Raw genomic sequence first — 21363 nt, forward strand, 5'->3', positions numbered from 1 at the left:
CTCCCGCCCGCCACGGTAAGCCCGACTTGTCATATGAGCAGCACTTTGGGGCGTTTCGGGTAAGCGTTCCATTATTTCGGGTCAAGTGCGGGCGTGTTCGATCGCGTCGCCCCGGAGCTCCGGGGGGCCCGTCCTAGATTTCCCGGCACATCGCCTCGATCCGTACGGGGCGGGCGGTCCGGGAGACCCGTATGAGTTCAGTGGAGGCCGCCCGTGTGGTGCGGCCGGGCGAGCGAAGCCGGCAGACCCTCAGGGATCGGCCGGGCGCACCGGCGGCCTCCGGCCTGCTGCCGGTCCCGCCGTCGGACACCGAGAAGTACGCCTACGCCGGGCGCCGCCTGTGGGTGCTGACCGGCACCTCGCTGATCAGCGTCTGCTGCCTGGTGGTGAGCCAGTACCGACTGGCGTCCTCCACACCGTTGTTGTGGCTGTTCGCTCCGTTCCTGGCGTTCACTCTGCTCTCCTACCTGATCTCGCTGCGGGTGAACCTGTTCAGCCGCGACTTCGACCTCGCACGGCACCGAAGACTCGTGGGCGGCTGGCGCCCCGACACCCCTCCCACGGTCGATGTCTTCCTGCCGGTGTGCGGCGAGCCCATCGAGGTGCTGCACAACACCTGGACCCACGTGCGCGCGCTCGCCGACCACTACCCGGGCGTCTGCGAGCCGTTCGTCCTCGACGACTCGGCCAGTCCCGAACTGCGTGCGATGGCCGCTGATTTCGGCTTTCGCTACGCAACCCGCAGCAACCGCGGCTGGTTCAAGAAGGCCGGCAACCTGCACTTCGGCTTCGAACGCACCGAGGGCACGTACATCCTCGTTCTCGACGCCGACTTCGCCCCCCGCGCCGACCTGCTCGACGAACTGCTCCCGTACCTGGCGGCGGACGAACGGCTCGCCATCGTCCAGTCCCCGCAGTACTTCCGCGTCCTCGACGCGCAGAACTGGATCGAGCGCGGGGCGGGGGCCGTCCAGGAGCTGTTCTACCGGGCCGTCCAGGTCTCCCGGCAGAGCCGGGACGGGGCGATCTGCGTCGGCAGCTGCGCCGTCTACCGGCGCGCCGCACTGGAGGAGAACGGCGGCACCACCCTCATCGAGCACTCCGAGGACGTGCACACCGGATTCGACCTGCGGCGGCTGGGCTGGGACCTGCGCTATGTGCCGGTCGCGCTGTCGTCGGGCGTCTGCCCCGACGACCCCGAGGCCTTCCTCAACCAGCAGTACCGCTGGTGCGCCGGCTCGATGAGCCTGCTCGGCAGCGCGAAGTTCTGGCAGGCCAGGCTGCGGACCGTCAGCCGGCTCTGCTACCTGTCGGGCTTCTTCTACTACATCCACACGGCCCTGTTCACCTTCGTGGCGCCCGTCGTGCCGATCCTGCTGCTGCTGGCGTTCCCGGACAAACCCGTCGTCGCGAACCTCTGGCTGGTCCTGCCCGGCGTCCTCTACACCACGGTCGTGTTCCCGCTCTGGCACCGCGTTCCCTACCGCTTGGAGGCCTGGGCGGTCCGCATGATGTACGGCTGGGCGCACGCCTTCGCGATCTGGGACATCCTGCGCGGCCGGCGCATGGGCTGGCAGGCGACCGGCTCCGCCGCGGCGAAGCGGACCGGGACCGGACGGCGCAGGGCCGGTGTCCGGCTGTGGGGCGGCGGCACCGCGCTGCTCTGGGTCGGTGCCGCCGCGTGGCGCACGCTCACCCTCGACCCCGCCGACTTCGCCCTCCTCTTGTCCTCCGGACTCTTCTACGCGCTGATCGTCGGAAGGGTCCTGCTGCCGCCCCGTGCGATGGGAGCCACCTGATGCGCGTCTCGCGCGCCACCGCCGCCCTGCTCGTGCCGCTCGCCGCCCTCGTGCTCGCGGTGACCGCCTGCGCCCCGGGCTCGACCGCCCACCGTGCCGGTGCCGCCGCGGCCCCCGAGGGGCTGCCCTACGACGTACGCCCGCTGCTCCAGCCCCCGAAGAAGTACATCGGGGTGTCCCGGCCCAAGGCACCGACCTCCATGGATCCGGTGCACGACTGGACGCGGATGGTCGGCAAGCAGCCGAACCTCATCGCGTACTACGCCGCCTGGGACGACGGGTTCGACGCGACGGGCGTGCGCAACGCCTGGAACTCCGGCGCGCTCACCGTCGTGTCCTGGGAGCCGAAGGACATCTCCCTCACGCGGATCGCCGACGGGGTCTCCGACGACTACGTCAAGGAGTACGCCAAGGCGGTCCGCATCCTGAACATCCCGGTCGCGATCAGCTTCGCGGACGAGATGAACGGCGACTGGGAGGAGTGGGGGTCCACCGAGACCACGCCCCGGGAGTACGTCAGGGCCTGGCGGCACCTCCACGACGTCTTCGAGGACGCCGGCGCCACCAATGTGATCTGGACCTGGTCGCCGAACATCGTCGAACCGGGCACCCACAAGGACCTGAGCCCCTACTACCCGGGCGACAACTACGTCGACTGGGTCGGCCTGGTCGGATACTTCACCGACTGGGACCCGCACTCCTTCGACGGCCTGTTCGGATCGACCCTGGCCGAGATCGACCGGTTCAGCCAGAAGCCGCGGCTCCTGCTGGAGACCGGCGCCATGCCCGGGCAGCACCGCAAGGAGCACGTACGGGCCCTCTTCGACGGCGTCAGCGCCTCCCGCGACATCATCGGGTTCGCCTGGTTCGACCACAAGGCGCGTGCCGACTGGCGGCTCGCCACGGACCCGGAGGGCGTCGCCGAGTTCCGGCGCCTCGCCGCGAACGACCTCTACGGCTTCGACGTGCGGAAGGCGAGATGACGTCGACGGAGCGCGGGCCGCGTGTCGTCTCCCCGGTCCCGGCCCAGCCCGGCGAGCAACAGCCGTCGGGCTACCACCTCCCGAAGGTGCCGGAGACGGCCTGGAGCATGGCGGGCGGCGCACGGCGCACCTGGGTCGGCCGGGCGGTCCTGCTGTGCGTCCTGGCGCTCCAGGCGGCGCTGTCGCTGCGACTGGAGAACACGGCGTTCCAGGACGAGGCCCTGTACCTGACGGCCGGTCACGCCGAACTGCGGCATCTGCTGCACGGCACCCCGCTGCCGATGGACTACGCCGCCTACTTCTCCGGATCGCCGCAGTTGTACCCGGTGCCGGCCGCCGTCGTGGACGGGTGGTTCGGACTGCCCGGCGCGCGGACGCTGAGCCTGCTCCTCATGCTGGGCACCACCGGGCTGCTGCACTCCTTCACCCGGCGGCTGTTCAACGAGCGGGCCGCGCTGGCCGCCGCCGCGCTGTTCGCGGTGCTCCAGTCGACCGTCGTCATGGGGTACTTCGCCACCTACGACGCGCCCGCGCTGTTCCTTCTCGCACTGGCCACCTGGATCGTGGTGCGCACCGACCGGGCGCCCGCCCACGCCGTGCTGCTCGCCGCGCCCGTCGCGGCGCTCGCGGTCGGCGTGAAGTACGCGGCCGGCCTGTACCTGCCGACTCTTCTCGGTCTGGCACTGCTCACCGCACACCCGCACCGGGGCCGCAAGGCGCTCGTGCGGCCGCTGCTCCTGCTGCTCGGCACCGGTGTCCTGCTCGCGGCCGGCGCGTACGGCAGCGACGTGCTGGCCGGCGTCCGACACACCACCACCGCCCGCGCGCACGGCACGGACGGCGCCGGGTATCTGCTGCGGCGGTCGGCCGAGTGGGGCGGCCTGCTGTTCCTCACCGCCGTCGGCGGCGCGATCGCGTACGCCCGGCGAGGCCGCATGCACGAGTCGCCGCTCGCGCTGCGCCTCGGTGGGCCGAGCCGTCGACGGCGGGCGATGCTGGGGCTGCTGCTGTGCGTCACGGCGCTGCTCGCCCCCGCCTACCAGATGCACCTGGGAACCGTGGTGTCGCTGTTCAAGCACATCGGCTTCGGTCTGCTCTTCGCGGCTCCGATGGCCGGCGTCGGCCTCACCCGGCTGATGGGCGCGCACGTGCGGCACCCGCATCTCGGCATCGCACTGTGGACGGCGACGCTGTGCCTGGGCATCTCGCAGGCGGACTGGCGCTTCGGCAACTGGCCCGACTCCTCCCTGATGATCCGGACCATCTCCGCCGACGTGAACGGCACGGGCCACTACCTCTGTTCGACGCCGGAGGTGCCCGCCTACTACCTGCGCGACAGGACCACGCGGCGGCAGTGGCAGAGCGTGTTCGGCATGGAGTACACGGACCGGAACCACACCCGGCACACCGGCGACGACGCCTACCGGGCGGCGCTGCGCGACGGCGAGTTCGACCTGATCGTGCTCGACGGATCCACGAACCCGAGGGTGGACGCTGTCGTCACGGACGCGGTGCGCGGGAATCCGCACTACCGGCTGCTCGCCCACGTGCCCTTCCGCGGCGGGGACCACTCCGCGGCGTACCGCCCCTCGCGCACCGCGCCGTCCGGCGAGGGCCGGGGGCACTACCGGATCTGGGTGAAGCGATGACCTCCCCGAGCGTCGCACTCGGCGGCCTGCCCCGGGACGCCGCGGCCGGCACCGCCGGCGCGACCCGCGGCGCCGTGCGGGGGGACCGGCGGGTTCCCCTGCTGGTGTCCGGCCCGCCCACCGTGCTCGCGCTGGCCGTCGTCCTGCCCGGCATCGGCCACCGCCAGTTGTGGCGCGACGAACACGCGACCTGGTGGGCGTCGACGCTCAGCTACCCCGACCTCGGCCGGCTGACCGGGCACATCGACGTCGTCCTCACGCCGTTCTACGTCGTCATGCACCTGTGGACCGCTCTCGCCGGCACCTCGCCCGCCGCCCTGCGGTTGCCCGGGGCACTGGCCATGGCCGTGTCCGCCGGACTGCTCGCGCTGCTCGGGCGGCAGTTGTCCGACGCGCGCACGGGGCTGGTGGCCGGCCTGCTGTTCGCCGTGCTGCCGACGGTGACGCGGTACGGGCAGGAAGCGCGCCCCTACGCCTTCGCGGTGCTCTTCGCCCTGCTCGCCACCCTGGTCCTGCTGCGTGCTCTGGACCGGCCGAGTCTCGGGCGGTGGACGCTCTACGCCCTGGCGGTCGCCCTGACCGGTTTCAGCCACCTGGTCGCGCTGAGCGTGCTGCCCGCCCACGCCGTCGCGGTCGTACGGGCCAGGCGCGCCGGCGATCCGATCGCGCACTGGGCGTTCGGGTGCGCGACGGTGCTAGGGACGTCCGCGGTGGTTCCGATGGCGACCGAGGGAGCCGGCCAGGTCGGCCAGATCGCCTGGAACAATCCGGTCCTGAGCGATCTGGCCGAGTACCCGGTGGAGCTCCTCGGCTCGTGGTCCGCCGCCGTCGCGGTGCTGGGCCTCGGCGCCGTGGGGCTGCTGACCGCCGGCCGCCGGGGAGCCGTGCCCGGCGTGTGGGCACTGCTGCCGCCCGTCCTGACCTTCGTCACCTCCGACCGGCTGCATCTGTTCCTGCCCCGCTACCTGCTGTTCACCGTCCCTGCCTGGCTGCTGCTCGCCGCGGCCGGTGCCGTCCGGTGCGCGGACGTGGTGACCGGCGCGGCACGGACGGGCCGCCGGGGGCGGGTGACGGGCGCGCTGCTGCTGACCGGGGCCGTCGCGGGGTTCGCCGTCCAGGTGTGGCCCGCGGTGCTGGCGGCACGTCAGGACCTGCCGGGCGAGCCGGACTTCGCGGGCGCCGGGCGCGTGGTGCGGGCCGCCCAGCGTCCGGGCGACGGCATCCTCTACAGCGGGGTGTTCGGGGAGCGCAAGGCCATGGCGTACGAGCTGCGCGGGGGCACCGGGCCCGACGACGTCCTGGCGCGGCGGACGGCCCGGCAGACCGGTTCGTACGCGGCCGTCGAGTGCGACGTGCCCGCCGACTGCCTGTCGGGCCGCCGACGGCTGTGGCTGGTGTCGACGGGGCTGGGCGCCACCCGCACCCCCTTGCGGGCGAGCACGGCCGCGGTGCTGGACGAGCGGTACAGGGTGGTGCGCACCGAGCGGCTGCGCCATGTCACGGTGCAGCTGCTGGAACGCCGTCGCTGACGCGGCAGCGGCCCGCTGCGCCGCTCGCCGTGCCGCCTCGCGGCCGGCTGTCGGAGTCGGGCGCGGGGCGTGCCGGGGCGCCGCACGGGAGCGGGCTGGCCCTGGGACGCCGTCCGGGTGCCGCGTCGACGCCGCGCGGGCCCTCGGTCAGTCTTCGGTGCGTCGCTCGTGCGGCGGGCCGGCGTGCCTCACTCGTTGGCCGCGGCGGAGGCCTGGGCCTCGCCGCGACGGCGGATCTGCCGGAAGGCGAACTCGCCGAGGTCGTCACCGGCCGTGAAGACCTTGGTGTCCTTGGCCGTCACGTTCTTGCCGTCGGTGAACCCGGCGAGCGTGAAGTAGACGTAGCGGCCGTAGAAGTTGGTGGTCGAGCGGCAGACGGCGGAGTCGCAGAAGGACTTGACGCCGTTTCCGGACAGCGAGGCGACGATGCTCTTCTTGTCCGCCTCGTGCCGGGCCTTGGTCGCCTCCGCCTCGGTGTTGAACACGGCCACGCCGACCGTCACCGCGACGCCGTCCTTGACGTAGGTGACGCGCAGCATGCGGGTGCAGTCGTTCTTGGTGAGGACCGCCGGGAGGGTGACCTTCGCGGCCGAGGCGCACTTCTTGGTATCCGCCGTCGGACCCTTGCGGTAGACGCGGTCGCCCATCGTGAGCTGCGTGCCCGGGAAGAGGATGTCCGGGCTGAGCGGCGCCGTGTCCTTCTTCGCGCTGGATATGAAGTCCTTCGGGTTCAGCGGCGGCGGGGCCGAGGTCGGCTCGAAGGACGGGGCGGGCGCGGTAGTGGAGTTGGGGATGTCCGCGGTGGCCGGCAGGTTGGAAGGCTGGTTGGAGGCCTGGTCGTTGCCGTTCGCGGAGACGACGGCCACGGCGACGGCCGCGCCGACCGCGACGGTCGCGAGCGCTCCACCGGCGATGAAGAGCAGCCTGCGGCGCTTGTTCCGCGTTTCCGACGCCTCGGCGAGTGCCGCCCAGTCAGGAGTCCCGCCCGCGTTCTGACCGCTCCACTGAGGCTGCTGAGAACCCGGCTTCCAGGGATCCCACGGGGCCTGTCCCTGCCCACCCTGCCCATAACTCATGCGCCGCATCTTAGACGTGCGCCGGGGGGTGCCGTTCCGCGTCACGGCGCACTTGAGCCCCTAGCGTGACCTGCATGAATACGGGCAAAAGTGACATCTGCGGGTGGTTGGTGCGGCCCGCGACCTGGCATATGTGGACAGTGCTGGCGTTCGCGCTGTGCGTCCCCGTCGTAAATGTCGCGCGGGCGAGCTCGGACGGCGGGATGGACAACGCGATCGTCGTGCGGGCGGCCCGGAGTTGGCTGCACGGCGGTTCGCCCTACGCCGACCCGCACTTCCTCTATCTGCCCGGCGCCGTCGTCGCCGCGGCACCGCAGGCACTCCTGCCGCAGGCCGCGCTGCGTGTGCTGGTCCCGCTGACGGTGACCTGTCTGCTGGTGGCGGGCTGGGTCTGCGCGCTGCGCATCCACGGGACGTCGCCGCGCAGCCGCTTCGCCGCGCTCGGCCTCACCGCGCTCGCGCTGGGCTTCGCGCCTTTCGGGCACCTGGTGGCGCTCGGCAACTGGACCGTGACGGCGGCGGCCGCCCTTCCGCTGGGGCTGCTGTGCGCGGTGCGGGGGCGCTGGGTGGCGGCCGGGGTGGTGATCGGGATCGCGATCGCCCTGAAGCCGCTTCTCGCGCCGGTCGCGCTCCTGTTCCTCTTCGCCCGGCAGTGGCGGGGGCTGGCCGCTCTCGTGGTGCTGCCGGGCGCGGTCTCCGGCGCGGCGGCCCTGCTGATGCCCGACCCCGCGGGCTTCGTCACGCGGACGCTGCCCTTCCTGCTGCGGGGACACGATGCGTTCGTACGCCTGTACGAGGCGTCGCCGGCGGCGGTGCTGCCGCGGGCCGGGGTGCCCCGGCCGGTGGCCGTCGCGCTGGCCGCGGCGGCGGCGCTCGCGGGGTGCTGGTGCGCCCACCGGCGCTGGCGGCGCGGCGATCCGGGGCCGCTGCGGCTCGTCGAGACCGCGGCCCTGCTGATGCTGTCCGCGTTCCTGGTGTCCCGCCCGTCGTACGACCACTACCTGCTGGTCGTGCTGCCGCTGCTGCTCGCGGGGCTGCCGCTGCCCGGCTCGGCGGCCCGCGGCCCCTGGTTCTGGCTGGCCCTGGTGCCGCAGGTGCCCGGTCTCGCCTGGCCCTGGCTGGAGCCGGTGACGCGGCGGGCCTTCCGGGACTGCCTTACTCTTTGTGTACTGGCTGCCGCCGTGGCGACGGCCCGGCGTCCCGCGCCGGGCGGATCTCCGCCGGTGCCGCGGCCGGGGACGAACCTGCCCACGCGCGTTTTGACCCGTCCGGGCCGTCGCGGGTAGGCTTGCGGTTCGTTATGTGTATTGGCTTTCTCATTCTCACGTGAGGGGCCCTTACACCGGTCCACCGGGGCCGATGACCAGCGACCAGCACGCGGTATGCGTCACCGCAGTGCGGTCAGGGCTGTCGTGATCGTCCGTGGTGGCCTTGTCAGGACCCACTCACTGAAGAAGCGAAGGCTACGAACCGTGCGTACGTACAGCCCCAAGCCCGGCGACATCACTCGCCAGTGGCACGTCATCGACGCCCAGGACGTCGTCCTCGGCCGTCTGGCGACCACTGCCGCCAGCCTCCTGCGGGGCAAGCACAAGCCGATCTTTGCCCCGCACGTCGACGCCGGTGACTTCGTCATCGTCATCAACGCCGACAAGGTGCACCTGTCCGGCAACAAGCGGACCCAGAAGATGGCGTACCGCCACTCCGGCTACCCGGGTGGTCTGCGCTCCGTCCGCTACGACGAGCTGCTGGACAAGAACCCCGAGAAGGCCATCGAGAAGGCCGTCAAGGGCATGCTCCCCAAGAACTCCCTGGGCCGTCAGATGCTCTCGAAGCTGAAGGTCTACTCGGGCGACCAGCACCCGCACGCTGCCCAGCAGCCGGTGCCGTTCGAGATCACCCAGGTCGCGCAGTAGTTCCGGCCACCCCCTAAGACGAAAAGAAATCTGAGGAGAATCGTGGCCGAGACCACCGTTGAGCAGCCGGTCGAAGAGACTGAGCTCGTCGACATCGACCAGTACACCACCGAGTCCGAGGTTCCCGTCGAGGGCGAGTACACCTCGGAGTCCCTGGCCTCCCGCTTCGGCGACCCGCAGCCGGCCGCCGGCCTGGGCCGTCGCAAGAACGCCATCGCCCGCGTCCGGATCGTCCCGGGCACCGGCAAGTGGAAGATCAACGGCCGCACCCTTGAGGACTACTTCCCCAACAAGGTGCACCAGCAGGAAGTCAACGAGCCCTTCAAGGTGCTCGAGCTCGAGGGCCGTTACGACGTCATCGCCCGCATCTCCGGCGGCGGCGTCTCCGGCCAGGCCGGCGCCCTGCGCCTCGGTGTCGCCCGTGCGCTGAACGAGGCCGACGTCGACAACAACCGCGGCGCCCTGAAGAAGGCCGGCTTCCTCAAGCGCGACGACCGTGCGGTCGAGCGCAAGAAGGCCGGTCTCAAGAAGGCCCGCAAGGCCCCGCAGTACAGCAAGCGCTAATCTTCGCTGCCTGCTCGTACTCGTAGTACGCGTAGTACGTCCGAACGCCCCGGCGGCACGCCACAGTGCCGCCGGGGCGTTCGTTTATCACCGGCCTTGGGCGTATAACGGCACAAGGCGCTCAAAGGCTCATGTGATCGGATGACTTCCGAATTCTGAAGCTTCCTCAGGAGGACAAGTGGGACGACTCTTCGGCACGGACGGCGTGCGCGGTGTCGCCAACGCGGATCTGACGGCCGAGCTCGCGCTCGGGCTCTCCGTGGCTGCGGCGCACGTACTGGCCGAGGCGGGCACCTTTGAGGGCCACCGGCCGGTGGCGGTGGTCGGGCGGGACCCGCGCGCGTCCGGGGAGTTCCTGGAGGCCGCCGTGGTCGCGGGCCTGGCCAGCGCCGGCGTGGACGTCCTGCGTGTAGGAGTGCTGCCCACCCCCGCGGTGGCGTACCTCACCGGAGTGCTCGGCGCCGACCTCGGCGTCATGCTCTCCGCCAGCCACAACGCCATGCCCGACAACGGGATCAAGTTCTTCGCCCGCGGCGGCCACAAGCTCGCCGACGAGCTGGAGGACAAGATCGAGACCGTCTACGAGGAGCACCGCACCGGCGCCCCCTGGGACCGGCCCACCGGTGCCGGCGTCGGCCGGGTGAACTCCTACGACCAGGGCTTCGACCAGTACGTCGCCCACCTGATCGGCGTCCTCCCGAACCGTCTCGACGGCCTGAAGGTCGTCCTCGACGAGGCCCACGGCGCCGCCGCCCGGGTGTCGCCCGAGGCCTTCGCCCGCGCGGGCGCCGAGATCGTCACCATCGGCGCGGAGCCGGACGGCCTGAACATCAACGACGGCTGCGGCTCCACCCACCTGGGCAAGCTCCAGGCCGCCGTCGTCGAGCACGGCGCCGACCTCGGCATCGCGCACGACGGCGACGCCGACCGCTGCCTCGCCGTGGACCACACCGGCGCCGAGATCGACGGCGACCAGATCCTCGCCGTCCTCGCGCTGGCGATGCGCGAGCGGTCCGCGCTGCGCTCGGACACCGTCGTCGCCACGGTCATGTCCAACCTGGGCTTCAAGCTCGCCATGGAGCGCGAGGGCCTCACCCTCCTGCAGACCGCGGTCGGCGACCGCTACGTCCTGGAGGAGATGAAGCGGCACGGATACGCCCTCGGCGGCGAGCAGTCCGGGCACGTCATCATCCTCGACCACGCCACCACCGGCGACGGCACGCTGACCGGCCTGCTCCTCGCGGCCCGGGTCGCCCAGACGGGCCGCACGCTCCAGGACCTCGCCTCCGTCATGGAGCGGCTGCCGCAGGTGCTCATCAACGTGCCCGACGTCGACAAGTCGCGGGTGAAGACCTCGGCCGAGCTGTCCGCCGCGGTCGCCGACGCCGAACGCGAACTCGGCTCCACCGGGCGGGTGCTGCTGCGCCCCTCCGGCACCGAGCCGCTGGTGCGGGTCATGGTCGAGGCCGCCGACATCGACCACGCCCGGTCGGTGGCCGGCCGGCTCGCCGACGCGGTGAAGTCAGCGCTCGGCTAGGAAGCCGCCACCGGGGACTCCCGGCCCTCGCGCTGCCTCGCCCAGAACCACTTCTGGGCGAGCAGGGTGAGGGCACCGGCCAGCACGATGCCCAGCAGGTTCAGCAGGAGCTGCTTGGCCGATCCCCAGGTCTGGCCCATGTCCCCGTAGCTCAGGGCCACGGCGGCGTTCGCGGCGGCCGGCACCGTGGTCACGGAGATCGCGACGCCGACCAGGGCCCCGGATTTCGCGGACGTCAGCGACAGCATGCCGGCGGCGCCCGCGAGCACCGCGACGACGAACGAGAACCAGTCGGGTGCGTAGATGAAGCCCGTGTTGGGCCGGTCCGCCTCCAGCTGCGCCTCGCTGAACAGGTCCACCGCGTCCATGAACAGGCTGAACAGCACCGTCGCCGCCATGGCCATCGCGAAGCCGGCGAGCAGCGCCGTCAGCGACCGCAGGGCGAGCCGCGCGTGCCGCTGCACGAGCGCGGTGCAGAAACCTGCCAGCGGCCCGAACTCCGGGCCCACCGCCATCGCGCCCACGATCAGGACCGCGTTGTCGAGGACCACACCGCAGGCCGCGATCATCGTGGCGATCGTGATGAAGGCGACGTACGTCACCGACAGCGTCGACTCCTCGTGCGTGGCGTCCTCGAGGTGCTCCCACAGCACCGCGTCGGCGCCCTCGCCGGGTGCCTCCTCCTCCGCCTTGTCGGCGCGCCTCGACAGGGACAGGTCGATGTCCTCGACCGCGATCGAGCCGGTGCTGTCGAGCCCCAGTCCCCGCAGGCCGCCGATGAGCGCGTCGCCCGCCTCGCGCGCGACGTCGCACATCACCACGTCGCCCGCCGGGTTGCGGGCGGCGCCCGGCAGCACCACGACATGGGCGGTGCCGACCGTGCCCTCGATCAGGCGCACCACGTCGTCGGTGCGGTCGGCGGGAGTGATCAGACGCAGATGCAGCATGGCCGCAGCGTAGTGGTCACAGCTTGCGCAGGCTGAGCCGCTGCACCTTGTGGTCCGCGCCCTTGCGCACGACGAGGGTCGCCCGGCCGCGGGTGGGGGCCACGTTCTCCACCAGGTTGGGCTTGTTGATGGTCCGCCAGGTCGTGCGGGCGTAGTCCAGCGCCTCCTCCTCGGAGACCTGCGTGTACTTGCGGAAGTACGACGACGGGTTCTGGAAGGCGGTGGCGCGCAGCTTCTTGAAGCGGCTGAGGTACCAGTGCTCGATGTCCTCGGTGCGGGCGTCGACGTACACGCTGAAGTCGAAGTAGTCGGCGAGGCCGACGCGGGTGCGGCCGTCCTTGCCGGGCAGCGCGGGCTGGAGCACGTTCAGGCCCTCGACGATGAGGATGTCGGGGCGCCGGACCGTGAGTTTGCGGCCGGGCACGATGTCGTAGATCAGGTGCGAGTAGACGGGCGCCGTCACCTCGTCCTTGCCCGCCTTGATGTCCGCGACGAACCGGGTCAGGGCCCGGCGGTCGTAGGACTCGGGGAAACCTTTCCGCGACATCAGCCCGCGGGCCTCCAGCTCCTTGGTGGGGAGCAGGAAGCCGTCCGTGGTGACCAGTTCGACGCGCGGGTGCTCGGGCCAGCGGGAGAGCAGGGCCTGGAGCAGACGGGCGACGGTGGACTTGCCGACGGCGACCGAACCGGCGACGCCTATGACGAACGGGGTGCCCGCCTGGGAGCCCGTCTCGCCGAGGAACGTGTTCAGGGCGCCTCTGAGCCCGTCCGTGGCGCCGACGTACAGATTGAGCAGTCTGGACAGCGGCAGATAGATGTCCCGCACTTCGTCGAGGTCGATGACATCGCCCAGGCCGCGCAGCTTCTCGACCTCCTCGGCGGTCAGCGGGAGCGGCGTCTTGTCGCGCAGCGCGCTCCACTCGGCACGGGTGAGGTCGACGTAGGGAGTCGCCTCCGGCTTGGACCGGTGGGCGCTCCGCGGCGACGAGGAGACCGGAGAGATCACAGTCCATTGTTACGGGAGTATGGACGCGATGGAGGGTGGGGTCCGTCACGCGGGGTGACCCGGCCGCCCGGAACGGCGCCCTGCGGTCGTGCGAAAGGCCGCCGCAATTTCCGATATCGGGCACGGGATGCCGCGAACGCGCGGGCGTGGACCCGTACGCTGCCGCCATGTGCGGAATCGTGGGATACGTGGGGTCGCAGTCGGCGCTTGACGTGGTGATGGCCGGACTGAAGCGGCTGGAGTACCGGGGATACGACTCGGCGGGCGTCGCCGTGACGTCGGACGGCGGGCTCGCCGCCGCGAAGAAGGCGGGCAAGCTCGTCAACCTGGAGAAGGAGCTGGTCGACCGACCGCTGCCGACCGGCACGACGGGCATCGGGCACACCCGCTGGGCCACGCACGGCGGTCCCACCGACGCCAACGCGCACCCGCACCTCGACAACGCGGGCCGCGTCGCCGTCGTCCACAACGGCATCATCGAGAACTTCGCCGCGCTGCGCGCCGAACTTGCCGAGCGCGGGCACGAACTGGCCTCCGAGACCGACACGGAGGTCGTCGCCCACCTGCTCGCCGAGGAGTTCTCCTCCTGCGCCGACCTCGCGGAGGCCATGCGGCTGGTGTGCCTGCGCCTGGAGGGCGCGTTCACCCTCGTCGCGGTGCACGCCGACGAGCCGGACGTGGTCGTCGGGGCGCGCCGGAACTCGCCCCTCGTCGTCGGTGTGGGCGAGGGCGAGGCCTTCCTCGCCTCGGACGTCGCCGCGTTCATCGCCCACACCCGCTCCGCCGTCGAACTCGGCCAGGACCAGGTCGTGGAGCTGCGCCGCGACGGCGTCACCGTCACCGGCTTCGACGGCCGGCCCGCCGAAGTGCGCTCGTACCACGTGGACTGGGACGCCTCGGCCGCCGAGAAGGGCGGCTACGACTACTTCATGCTCAAGGAGATCGCCGAACAGCCCAAGGCGGTCGCCGACACCCTGCTCGGGCGCATCGACACGGCCGGTTCGCTGACCCTGGACGAGGTGCGCATTCCCGCGGGGGTGCTGCGCGAGGTCGACAAGGTCGTCATCGTCGCGTGCGGCACCGCCTTCCACGCCGGGATGATCGCGAAGTACGCCATCGAGCACTGGACGCGCATCCCCTGCGAGGTCGAGCTGGCCAGCGAGTTCCGCTACCGCGACCCGATCCTCGCCCCGCGCACCCTCGTCATCGCCATCTCGCAGTCCGGCGAGACCATGGACACCCTGATGGCGCTGCGGCACGCCCGCGAGCAGGGCTCCAAGGTGCTGGCGATCTGCAACACCAACGGCTCGACGATCCCCCGCGAGTCGGACGCCGTGCTGTACACGCACGCCGGCCCCGAGGTCGCCGTCGCGTCCACCAAGGCGTTCCTGACGCAGCTCGTCGCCTGCTACCTGGTGGCGCTGTACCTGGGCCAGGTGCGGGGCACCAAGTGGGGCGACGAGATCCAGGCCGTCATCCGCGAGCTGTCCCGGATCTCCCGCGAGGTCGAGCGGGTCCTGGAGACCATGGAGCCGGTACGGGAACTCGCGCGCTCCCTGGCCGACAAGGACACCGTCCTCTTCCTGGGCCGCCACGTGGGCTACCCCGTCGCCCTCGAAGGCGCCCTCAAGCTGAAGGAACTGGCGTACATGCACGCCGAGGGCTTCGCGGCGGGCGAGCTCAAGCACGGGCCGATCGCGCTCATCGAGGAGGACATGCCGGTCGTGGTCGTGGTGCCGTCCCCGCGCGGGCGCTCGGTCCTGCACGACAAGATCGTGTCCAACATCCAGGAGATCCGGGCCCGCGGCGCCCGCACCATCGTCATCGCGGAGGAGGGCGACGAGGCGGTGGTCCCGTACGCCGACCATCTGATCCGCATCCCGGCCACCCCGACCCTGCTCCAGCCGCTGGTGTCCACGGTTCCCCTCCAGATGTTCGCCTGCGAGCTGGCGACGGCCCGCGGGAACGAGGTGGACCAGCCGCGGAACCTCGCCAAGTCGGTGACGGTGGAGTGAGCGGACCCGTGGCACGGCCCGCCCCTTTAGGGTGCGGAGCATGAGCATCATCGGGGTCGGTATCGACGTGGCCGAGATCGACCGGTTCCGGGCGGCGCTGGAACGCACGCCCGGACTGGCCGAACGGGTCTTCGTGGAAGAGGAGTTGTACCTGTCGAGCGGCGAACGCAGGGGCATCGCCTCGCTGGCCGCCCGCTTCGCCGCCAAGGAGGCGCTCGCCAAGGCGCTGGGCGCCCCGGCCGGACTGCACTGGACCGACGCCGAGGTCTATGTCGAGTCCAGCGGCCGGCCGCGTCTGCGGGTGAAGGGCACGGTGGCCGCCCGGGCGGCCGAACTCGGCGTGAGCTCGTGGCACGTGTCGCTGAGCCACGACGCCGGGGTGGCCTCGGCGGTGGTGGTGGCCGAGGGGTAGCCCGGCCCGGCGCGCGGGGCGGGCGCGGGTCACGCGCGGGCCGCGCGGCGGGCGCCGGTGCGGGAGACTCGGCGTATGCGTACTGCGTACAGCGTGGAGACCGTGAGAACCGCCGAGCGGGAGCTGATGGCACGGCTGCCCGAGGGAGCGTTGATGCAACGCGCCGCCGCCGGACTGGCCGCGACGTGCGCGGAGTTGCTGGGGCGGGTGTACGGCAGCCGGGTGGTGCTGCTGATCGGCAGCGGCGACAACGGCGGCGACGCCCTGTACGCGGGAGCGCGCCTCGCCCGCCGCGGAGCGGGCGTCACGGCGGTGCTGCTCGCCCCCGACCGGACGCACCCCGGGGGACTGGCCGCGCTGCGCCGCGCCGGCGGTGCCGTGACATCGGGCGTCCCGGCCGACGGCGCCGGGGCCGCGCCGCGGGCCGTCGAGGAGCTGATCGGCCGGGCCGACCTCGTCGTCGACGGCATCGTGGGCATCGGCGGCAAGGGCGGACTGCGTCCCGACGCCGCACCGCTGGCCGCACTCCTGCGCGACTCCCGTGCGGTCGTCGTCGCCGTCGACCTGCCGAGCGGTGTCGAGGCCGACACCGGAGAGGTCCTCGGCGAGGCCGTCCGCGCCGATCTCACGGTGACCTTCGGGACGCACAAGCCGGGGCTGCTCATCGATCCGGCACGCGAGTACGCCGGTTCCGTACGCCTCGTCGACATCGGGCTCACGCTGCCCGCCGAGGCCGGACTGGAGGCGCTCCAGCACGCCGACGTCGCGGCGCGGCTGCCGCTGCCGGGGGCGGCGAGCGACAAGTACCGGCGCGGTGTCGTCGGAATCGCCGCCGGGTCCGCGCGCTACCCCGGAGCGGCCGTCCTCGCCGTCTCCGGCGCGCTGCGCGGCGGAGCGGGCGCCGTGCGGTACGTCGGGCCCGCCGGGGACGCCGTCATCGCCCGCTTCCCCGAGACGCTCGTGTCCGACGGAGGCCCCGCGCGGGCCGGGCGGGTCCAGGCGTGGGTCGTGGGGCCCGGGGCGGGGGACGACGCGTCGGCGGTCGCCGAGGTGCTCGCCGCGGACGTGCCGGTACTGGTGGACGCGGACGGACTGCGGCTCGCCGACCGGGCCGCCGTCCGCGCCCGCACCGCGCCCACCCTGATGACCCCGCACGCCGGGGAGGCCGCCGCGCTGCTCGGTGTCCCGCGCGAGACGGTCGAGGCCTCCCGGCTGTCCTCCGCGCGGGAGCTCGCCCGGCGGTACGGGGCGACGGTGCTGCTCAAGGGGGCGACCACGCTGGTCGCCGACGCGGACGGCGGGCCGGTGCGGGTGAACCCGACCGGGACGGCGTGGCTCGCCACCGCGGGGAGCGGTGACGTGCTGTCGGGCCTGGCCGGGTCGCTGCTCGCGGCCGGGCTATCCCCGCTGGACGCGGGCAGTGTCGCCGCCTACCTCCACGGGCTCGCGGGACGCTTCGCCGCGGACGGCGCGCCCGCCGGCGCCCACGACGTGGCCGAGGCCCTCCCGGAGGCGTGGCGCGACGTCCGCGTCTGAGAGGGCGTCGCGGCCGGGGCCCTTGCGGGGGCTCTCCGGTCCTCGGGGTCCGTGCTGGGAACGCGCCGCGCTCCGGGGTCCCGTGCGGGGTCCTTCCGGTCTTCGGGCCCGCGCCGAGAGGGCGTCGCGGCCGAGGTTCCGTGTGCGCTTCCTCCTCCCTTCTCCGGGGCCACGAGGGCGGCGCGCCCGCGTGGCCCGTGCGGGGTCTCTCCGGCTTCGGCGTCCGGAGCCGGGAGCAGGCCGCGTCCGCGAGGCCTGTGGGGGTCTCTGCGGCTTCGGTGTCCGGTGCTGGGAGCAGGTCGCGTCCGCGTGGCCCGTGGGGGGCCTTTCCGGTCCTCGGTGTCCGCGGCCGGGAGTGCCGCGGGCCGGCACGGGCCTTCCGGCGTTCGTGGAGCGGTGTTGACCGGATCGGGGGACCCGGTCCGCGCGGCGCGCCCGCCCGCGCGGACCCGTTGCGTTCGCTGATCGCATGATGAGCGGACGAATGACGCGCCGCGGCGCCGCGGTGCTGCTGGCCGCACTGGTCGCCCTGCCCGCGGGCCGGGCGGCGGCGGAGCCGGGACCCGTGGTCCCCGACCCGAGGTCCGACCACACTGTCGCGGGTTCCGCCGCGGCGTGCACCAAGCAGACGGGCCCCTACCAGCGGCAGGTGGAGCGCGGGCTCGGCCTGAAGGCGGACGGAAGGCAGTCGCCCGCCGACTGCCGGGCCATCCGCGCGTTCCAGAAGCGGTACGCGATCGAACCGGACGTCGGCTTCGCGGGACCCGTCACCTGGACCCGGATCCAACAACTCGCGGGCATGAAGAACCCGAACGCGGCGGGCAAGTGCCCGGTGCGCACGTACCGCGTCGCCTGCGTGGACCTGACCCGCCAGCTCTCCTGGGTGCAGAAGGGGACGAAGGTGCTGTGGGGCCCGGCGCCGATGCGCAGCGGGCGGGCCGGCCACCGGACCCGCACCGGCTGGTTCACGGTCTACTGGAAGCACGAGAAGCACTGGTCGACGCTGTACAACACCCCCATGCCGTACAGCCAGTTCTTCAGCGGGGGACAGGCATTCCACGCCATCCGGGGCAGCGTCCACAACCCGGACGGTTCGTGGGGCTGCGTCAATCTCCGGCTCGCGGACGCCCGCAAGCTGTGGGACGTCCTGAAGAAGGGCGACCGTGTGTACGTGTGGGGCCGCAGGCCGGGGACCTGATGAGGAGCGGCCGGACGGGCGCCGGCGGTACCGGCGCCGAAGTGCTGTCCGACCCCTCTGAGACACTGGGGGCGCGATGAACGAGACAGCACCCCTGCGCGCCCGTGCCGAGATCGACCTGGCCGCCCTGCGTGCCAACGTACGGACCCTGCGTGCCCACGCGCCGTCCGCGGCCCTGATGGCCGTGGTCAAGTCCGACGCGTACGGCCACGGGGCGGTGCCCTGTGCCCGCGCGGCGCGCGAGGCGGGCGCCACCTGGCTGGGCACCGCCACGCCCGAGGAGGCTCTCGCCCTGCGGGAGGCCGGACTGCCCGGGCGCATCATGTGCTGGCTCTGGACACCGGGCGGCCCCTGGGAGCGCGCCGTGGAGGCCGACCTCGACGTCTCCGTCAGCGGCATGTGGGCCCTGCGGGAGGTCGTGGAGGCGGCCGGACGCGTCGGCAGACCGGCCCGCGTCCAGCTCAAGGCCGACACCGGCCTCGGGCGCAACGGCTGCCAGCCCGCCGACTGGCCGGAGCTGGTCGCCCACGCCCTGGACGCGCAGGCCCGGGGACTCGTCGAGGTCACCGGCCTCTGGTCGCACTTCGCCTGCGCGGACGAGCCGGGTCACCCGTCCATCGAGGCCCAACTCACCCTGTTCCGCGAGATGGTGGCGTACGCCGAGCAGCGGGGCGCCCGCCCCGAGGTGCGGCACATCGCCAACTCGCCCGCCACGCTGACGATTCCCGACAGCCACTTCGACCTGGTCCGCACCGGGATCGCGGTGTACGGCGTCTCGCCGAGCCCGGAACTCGGCACACCGGCCGACTTCGGGCTGCGCCCGGTGATGACGCTGAGCGCGTCGCTCGCGCTGGTCAAGCACGTCCCGGCGGGGCACGGCGTGAGCTACGGACACCACTACACGACACCGGGCGACACCACCCTCGGCCTGGTGCCCGTGGGTTACGCGGACGGCATCCCGCGGCACGCCTCCGGCACCGGACCGGTCCTGGTCGGCGGCAAGTGGCGCACGGTGGCGGGCCGGGTCGCCATGGACCAGTTCGTCGTCGACCTCGGCGGGGACGAGCCCGAGCCCGGCGCGGAGGCGGTCCTGTTCGGCCCCGGCGACCGCGGCGAGCCGACCGCCGAGGACTGGGCCCGCGCGGCGGGCACGATCGGCTACGAAATCGTCACCCGGATCGGAACCCGCGTTCCCCGCGTCTACGTGAATGTGAACGAGGAACGAGACGGGTAGCAGGACGGGTGACACGGGCGGCCGGACACGCGCCGGACCCCGGCGGCCATGAGCGGCGCGGCGGCGGGCGGACGGCCGGGAGCGCAGGCCCGGGAGCCCTGAGCGAACAGCACGTGGCACAAGGCCGAGAGCCCAGAGCGAAGAGGAGCTGGACGTGAGCGAGAGCAGCGCGGGGGCCGTCGCGAGTGCGGCCTCGGCCGCCGCCTCCGCCGGGAACTGGCGCAAGGCCGGTGTCGCCGGTGCCGCGATAGGTGTCGTGGCCGCGGGCGCAGCCGCCGGAGTCGCCATAGAGCGGCTCACGGTCGGCCGCAACATGCGCAGGAAGGCCCGCCTCGCGCTCGACTCGGCGGGTCCGTACGGCGCGCTGCGCGGCACCCCGGGCAAGGCGTACGCCGACGACGGCACCGAGCTCTACTACGAGGTCGACGACCCCGAGCCGGAGGCCCCGCTCGCCCCGCGCCGCCGCAGGCTCTTCGGCCGCAAGGCCCCGGCGCCCGTCACCGTCGTCTTCAGCCACGGCTACTGCCTCAACCAGGACTCCTGGCACTTCCAGCGCGCCGCCCTGCGAGGTGTCGTACGGACCGTGCACTGGGACCAGCGCAGCCACGGACGGTCCGGGCGGGGTACCGCCCAGCTGGAGGAGCGCACCCCGGTCACCATCGACCAGCTCGGCCGCGACCTGAAGGCCGTCATCGACGCGGCCGTCCCCGAGGGCCCGATCGTGCTCGTCGGGCACTCCATGGGCGGCATGACCGTCATGGCCCTCGCCGACCAGTACCCCGAGCTGGTCCGTGACCGGGTCGTCGCGGTGGCCCTGGTGGGCACGTCTTCGGGACGGCTCGGAGAGGTCAACTTCGGGCTGCCGCTCGCCGGCGTCAACGCCGTACGGCGGGTGCTGCCGGGTGTGCTGCGCGCGCTCGGGCAGCAGGCCGCGCTGGTGGAGCGGGGGCGGCGGGCGACGGCCGACCTGTTCGCCGGGGTCATCAAGCGGTACTCGTTCGCGGGCCGGGACGTCGATCCCGCCGTGGAGCGCTTCGCGGAGCGGATGATCGAGGGCACCCCGATCGACGTGGTCGCCGAGTTCTACCCGGCGTTCACCGACCACGACAAGACCGAGGCGCTCGCCCGCTTCGCCGACCTGCCCGTCCTCGTCCTCGCCGGGGTCAAGGACCTGGTGACGCCGAGCGAGCACAGCGAGGCCATCGCCGATCTGCTGCCGGACGCCGAGCTGGTCCTCGTGCCCGACGCGGGGCACCTGGTGATGCTGGAGCACCCCGAGGTCGTCATAGACCGCCTTGCCGACCTGCTGATGCGCGCGGGTGCCGTCCCGGCAGGGGCTACCGTGGGTGGCTATGGAAGCACCAGCAGCACCGCACAACCCGGCTGAGCCCGCGCAGCACGGAGTCAGCGTGCAGATCACCGTCAGCTCCCCCGAACAGATGCAGGAGCTGGGCCGCCGGCTCGCCAAGCTGCTGCGCCCGGGTGACCTCGTGATGCTCAACGGCGAACTCGGCGCGGGCAAGACCACGCTGACCCGCGGGCTCGGCGAGGGGCTCGGCGTCCGGGGCGCGGTCACCTCCCCGACCTTCGTCATCGCCCGCGTCCACCCGTCGCTGGGCGACGGACCCCCGCTCGTGCATGTGGACGCGTACCGCCTCGGCGGCGGGCTCGACGAGATGGAGGACCTGGACCTCGACGTCTCGCTGTCCGACTCGGTGATCGTCGTGGAGTGGGGCGAGGGCAAGGTCGAGGAGCTGACGGACGACCGTCTGCACGTCGTCATCCACCGCGCCGTCGGCGACACCACCGACGAGGTCCGGCACGTGACGGTGACGGGCCTGGGCGACCGCTGGGCGCCGGTGGACCTGAGCGTGCTCGCGTCCTGACGGTTGCGCCCCTGCGGCTGTGCCCGGTCCGCCCCTCGACGGCATCGGTCCCGGTGAACGTTCCGACAAGACGTCG

Annotated in this window: 18 protein-coding genes; 15 read left to right on the top strand and 3 right to left on the bottom strand. The window is 72.6% G+C overall.

The annotated features are described in order from the left end of the window. The first annotated feature begins 191 nt into the window (after positions 1–191). Genes ABEB03_RS31235 through ABEB03_RS31250 form a run of 4 tightly spaced genes read left to right on the top strand, consistent with a single transcriptional unit; the run spans position 192 to position 5960 of the window. Positions 192–1799 carry a glycosyltransferase family 2 protein gene (locus ABEB03_RS31235; protein WP_425589326.1) on the top strand — a complete coding sequence of 536 codons (1608 nt, stop codon included), beginning with the start codon at positions 192–194 and terminating at the stop codon, positions 1797–1799. Continuing rightward, positions 1799–2782 carry a glycoside hydrolase family 26 protein gene (locus ABEB03_RS31240; protein ID WP_345656203.1) on the top strand — a complete coding sequence of 328 codons (984 nt, stop codon included), beginning with the start codon at positions 1799–1801 and terminating at the stop codon, positions 2780–2782. The genes ABEB03_RS31235 and ABEB03_RS31240 overlap by 1 nt, the downstream gene beginning before the upstream one ends. Beyond that, positions 2779–4431: a glycosyltransferase family 39 protein gene (locus ABEB03_RS31245; protein WP_345656204.1), complete on the top strand. Its 1653-nt coding sequence runs from the start codon at positions 2779–2781 to the stop codon at positions 4429–4431. Before ABEB03_RS31240 ends, ABEB03_RS31245 begins: the two co-directional genes overlap by 4 nt. Beyond that, positions 4428–5960, top strand: a complete 1533-nt coding sequence (locus ABEB03_RS31250) for a glycosyltransferase family 39 protein (protein ID WP_345656205.1) — start codon at positions 4428–4430, stop codon at positions 5958–5960. Before ABEB03_RS31245 ends, ABEB03_RS31250 begins: the two co-directional genes overlap by 4 nt. A gap of 188 nt (positions 5961–6148) precedes the next feature. Here the strand turns inward: ABEB03_RS31250 and ABEB03_RS31255 are convergent, their stop codons facing one another. Beyond that, entirely contained in the window at positions 6149–7036 is an 888-nt protein-coding gene (locus ABEB03_RS31255) for a hypothetical protein (RefSeq protein ID WP_345656206.1), read from the bottom strand. Positions 7037–7110: 74 nt separating this feature from the next. On the opposite strand from ABEB03_RS31255, the gene ABEB03_RS31260 reads away from it, so the two are divergent. The 4 genes from ABEB03_RS31260 to glmM all read left to right on the top strand — a co-directional run bounded on the left by ABEB03_RS31260 (position 7111) and on the right by glmM (position 11053). After that, a complete protein-coding gene (locus ABEB03_RS31260; protein ID WP_345656207.1) occupies positions 7111–8322 on the top strand; it encodes a glycosyltransferase family 87 protein in 1212 nt (403 codons plus the stop codon). Between the two features lie 186 nt (positions 8323–8508). Further along, positions 8509–8952, top strand: coding sequence for a 50S ribosomal protein L13 (gene rplM / locus ABEB03_RS31265; RefSeq protein ID WP_345656208.1), 444 nt, complete (start codon positions 8509–8511; stop codon positions 8950–8952). 42 nt (positions 8953–8994) lie between these two features. After that, positions 8995–9516, top strand: coding sequence for a 30S ribosomal protein S9 (rpsI, locus tag ABEB03_RS31270; RefSeq protein ID WP_028805612.1), 522 nt, complete (start codon positions 8995–8997; stop codon positions 9514–9516). A 178-nt stretch (positions 9517–9694) separates the two neighbouring features. Further along, positions 9695–11053, top strand: a complete 1359-nt coding sequence (glmM, locus tag ABEB03_RS31275; RefSeq protein ID WP_345656209.1) for a phosphoglucosamine mutase — start codon at positions 9695–9697, stop codon at positions 11051–11053. Here glmM and ABEB03_RS31280 read toward each other — a convergent pair. After that, positions 11050–12000 carry a DUF389 domain-containing protein gene (locus ABEB03_RS31280; RefSeq protein ID WP_345656210.1) on the bottom strand — a complete coding sequence of 317 codons (951 nt, stop codon included), beginning with the start codon at positions 11998–12000 and terminating at the stop codon, positions 11050–11052. The genes glmM and ABEB03_RS31280 overlap by 4 nt on opposite strands. A gap of 16 nt (positions 12001–12016) precedes the next feature. After that, complete coding sequence (gene coaA, locus ABEB03_RS31285) at positions 12017–13006, bottom strand: type I pantothenate kinase (protein ID WP_345656211.1); 990 nt, start codon at positions 13004–13006, stop codon at positions 12017–12019. A gap of 167 nt (positions 13007–13173) precedes the next feature. Here coaA and glmS point away from each other — a divergent pair, with 167 nt between their 5' ends. The 7 genes from glmS (at position 13174) to tsaE (ending at position 21287) form a co-directional block, all read left to right on the top strand. Next, a complete protein-coding gene (glmS, locus tag ABEB03_RS31290) occupies positions 13174–15021 on the top strand; it encodes a glutamine--fructose-6-phosphate transaminase (isomerizing) (protein ID WP_345656212.1) in 1848 nt (615 codons plus the stop codon). Between the two features lie 40 nt (positions 15022–15061). Further along, the gene (locus tag ABEB03_RS31295; protein ID WP_345656213.1) at positions 15062–15433 is read left to right on the top strand and encodes a holo-ACP synthase; all 372 of its coding nucleotides are present in this window, start codon (positions 15062–15064) and stop codon (positions 15431–15433) included. A gap of 75 nt (positions 15434–15508) precedes the next feature. Next, positions 15509–16969 carry an NAD(P)H-hydrate dehydratase gene (locus tag ABEB03_RS31300; protein ID WP_345656214.1) on the top strand — a complete coding sequence of 487 codons (1461 nt, stop codon included), beginning with the start codon at positions 15509–15511 and terminating at the stop codon, positions 16967–16969. 469 nt (positions 16970–17438) lie between these two features. Beyond that, complete coding sequence (locus ABEB03_RS31305; protein ID WP_345656215.1) at positions 17439–18167, top strand: L,D-transpeptidase family protein; 729 nt, start codon at positions 17439–17441, stop codon at positions 18165–18167. A 76-nt stretch (positions 18168–18243) separates the two neighbouring features. Beyond that, positions 18244–19401, top strand: coding sequence for an alanine racemase (alr, locus tag ABEB03_RS31310; protein ID WP_345656216.1), 1158 nt, complete (start codon positions 18244–18246; stop codon positions 19399–19401). Positions 19402–19555: 154 nt separating this feature from the next. Continuing rightward, complete coding sequence (locus ABEB03_RS31315) at positions 19556–20788, top strand: alpha/beta fold hydrolase (RefSeq protein WP_345656217.1); 1233 nt, start codon at positions 19556–19558, stop codon at positions 20786–20788. Continuing rightward, on the top strand, positions 20754–21287 hold the full coding sequence (tsaE, locus tag ABEB03_RS31320; protein WP_345656218.1) for a tRNA (adenosine(37)-N6)-threonylcarbamoyltransferase complex ATPase subunit type 1 TsaE: 534 nt from the start codon (positions 20754–20756) through the stop codon (positions 21285–21287). Before ABEB03_RS31315 ends, tsaE begins: the two co-directional genes overlap by 35 nt. The last annotated feature ends 76 nt before the right edge of the window (positions 21288–21363 follow it).

Origin of the sequence: Streptomyces siamensis (assembly GCF_039543605.1) — a bacterium.
Taxonomy (GTDB): Bacteria; Actinomycetota; Actinomycetes; order Streptomycetales; family Streptomycetaceae; genus Streptomyces; species Streptomyces siamensis.

Excerpts from the sequence above, each read along its gene's own strand:
- ABEB03_RS31235 (WP_425589326.1), top strand. The coding sequence starts at position 192 with ATGAGTTCAGTGGAGGCCGCCCGTGTGGTGCGGCCGGGCGAGCGAAGC.
- ABEB03_RS31240 (WP_345656203.1), top strand. The coding sequence starts at position 1,799 with ATGCGCGTCTCGCGCGCCACCGCCGCCCTGCTCGTGCCGCTCGCCGCC.
- ABEB03_RS31245 (WP_345656204.1), top strand. The coding sequence starts at position 2,779 with ATGACGTCGACGGAGCGCGGGCCGCGTGTCGTCTCCCCGGTCCCGGCC.
- ABEB03_RS31250 (WP_345656205.1), top strand. The coding sequence starts at position 4,428 with ATGACCTCCCCGAGCGTCGCACTCGGCGGCCTGCCCCGGGACGCCGCG.
- ABEB03_RS31255 (WP_345656206.1), bottom strand. The coding sequence starts at position 7,036 with ATGAGTTATGGGCAGGGTGGGCAGGGACAGGCCCCGTGGGATCCCTGG.
- ABEB03_RS31260 (WP_345656207.1), top strand. The coding sequence starts at position 7,111 with ATGAATACGGGCAAAAGTGACATCTGCGGGTGGTTGGTGCGGCCCGCG.
- ABEB03_RS31280 (WP_345656210.1), bottom strand. The coding sequence starts at position 12,000 with ATGCTGCATCTGCGTCTGATCACTCCCGCCGACCGCACCGACGACGTG.
- glmS (WP_345656212.1), top strand. The coding sequence starts at position 13,174 with ATGTGCGGAATCGTGGGATACGTGGGGTCGCAGTCGGCGCTTGACGTG.
- ABEB03_RS31295 (WP_345656213.1), top strand. The coding sequence starts at position 15,062 with ATGAGCATCATCGGGGTCGGTATCGACGTGGCCGAGATCGACCGGTTC.
- ABEB03_RS31300 (WP_345656214.1), top strand. The coding sequence starts at position 15,509 with ATGCGTACTGCGTACAGCGTGGAGACCGTGAGAACCGCCGAGCGGGAG.
- ABEB03_RS31305 (WP_345656215.1), top strand. The coding sequence starts at position 17,439 with ATGATGAGCGGACGAATGACGCGCCGCGGCGCCGCGGTGCTGCTGGCC.
- alr (WP_345656216.1), top strand. The coding sequence starts at position 18,244 with ATGAACGAGACAGCACCCCTGCGCGCCCGTGCCGAGATCGACCTGGCC.
- tsaE (WP_345656218.1), top strand. The coding sequence starts at position 20,754 with ATGGAAGCACCAGCAGCACCGCACAACCCGGCTGAGCCCGCGCAGCAC.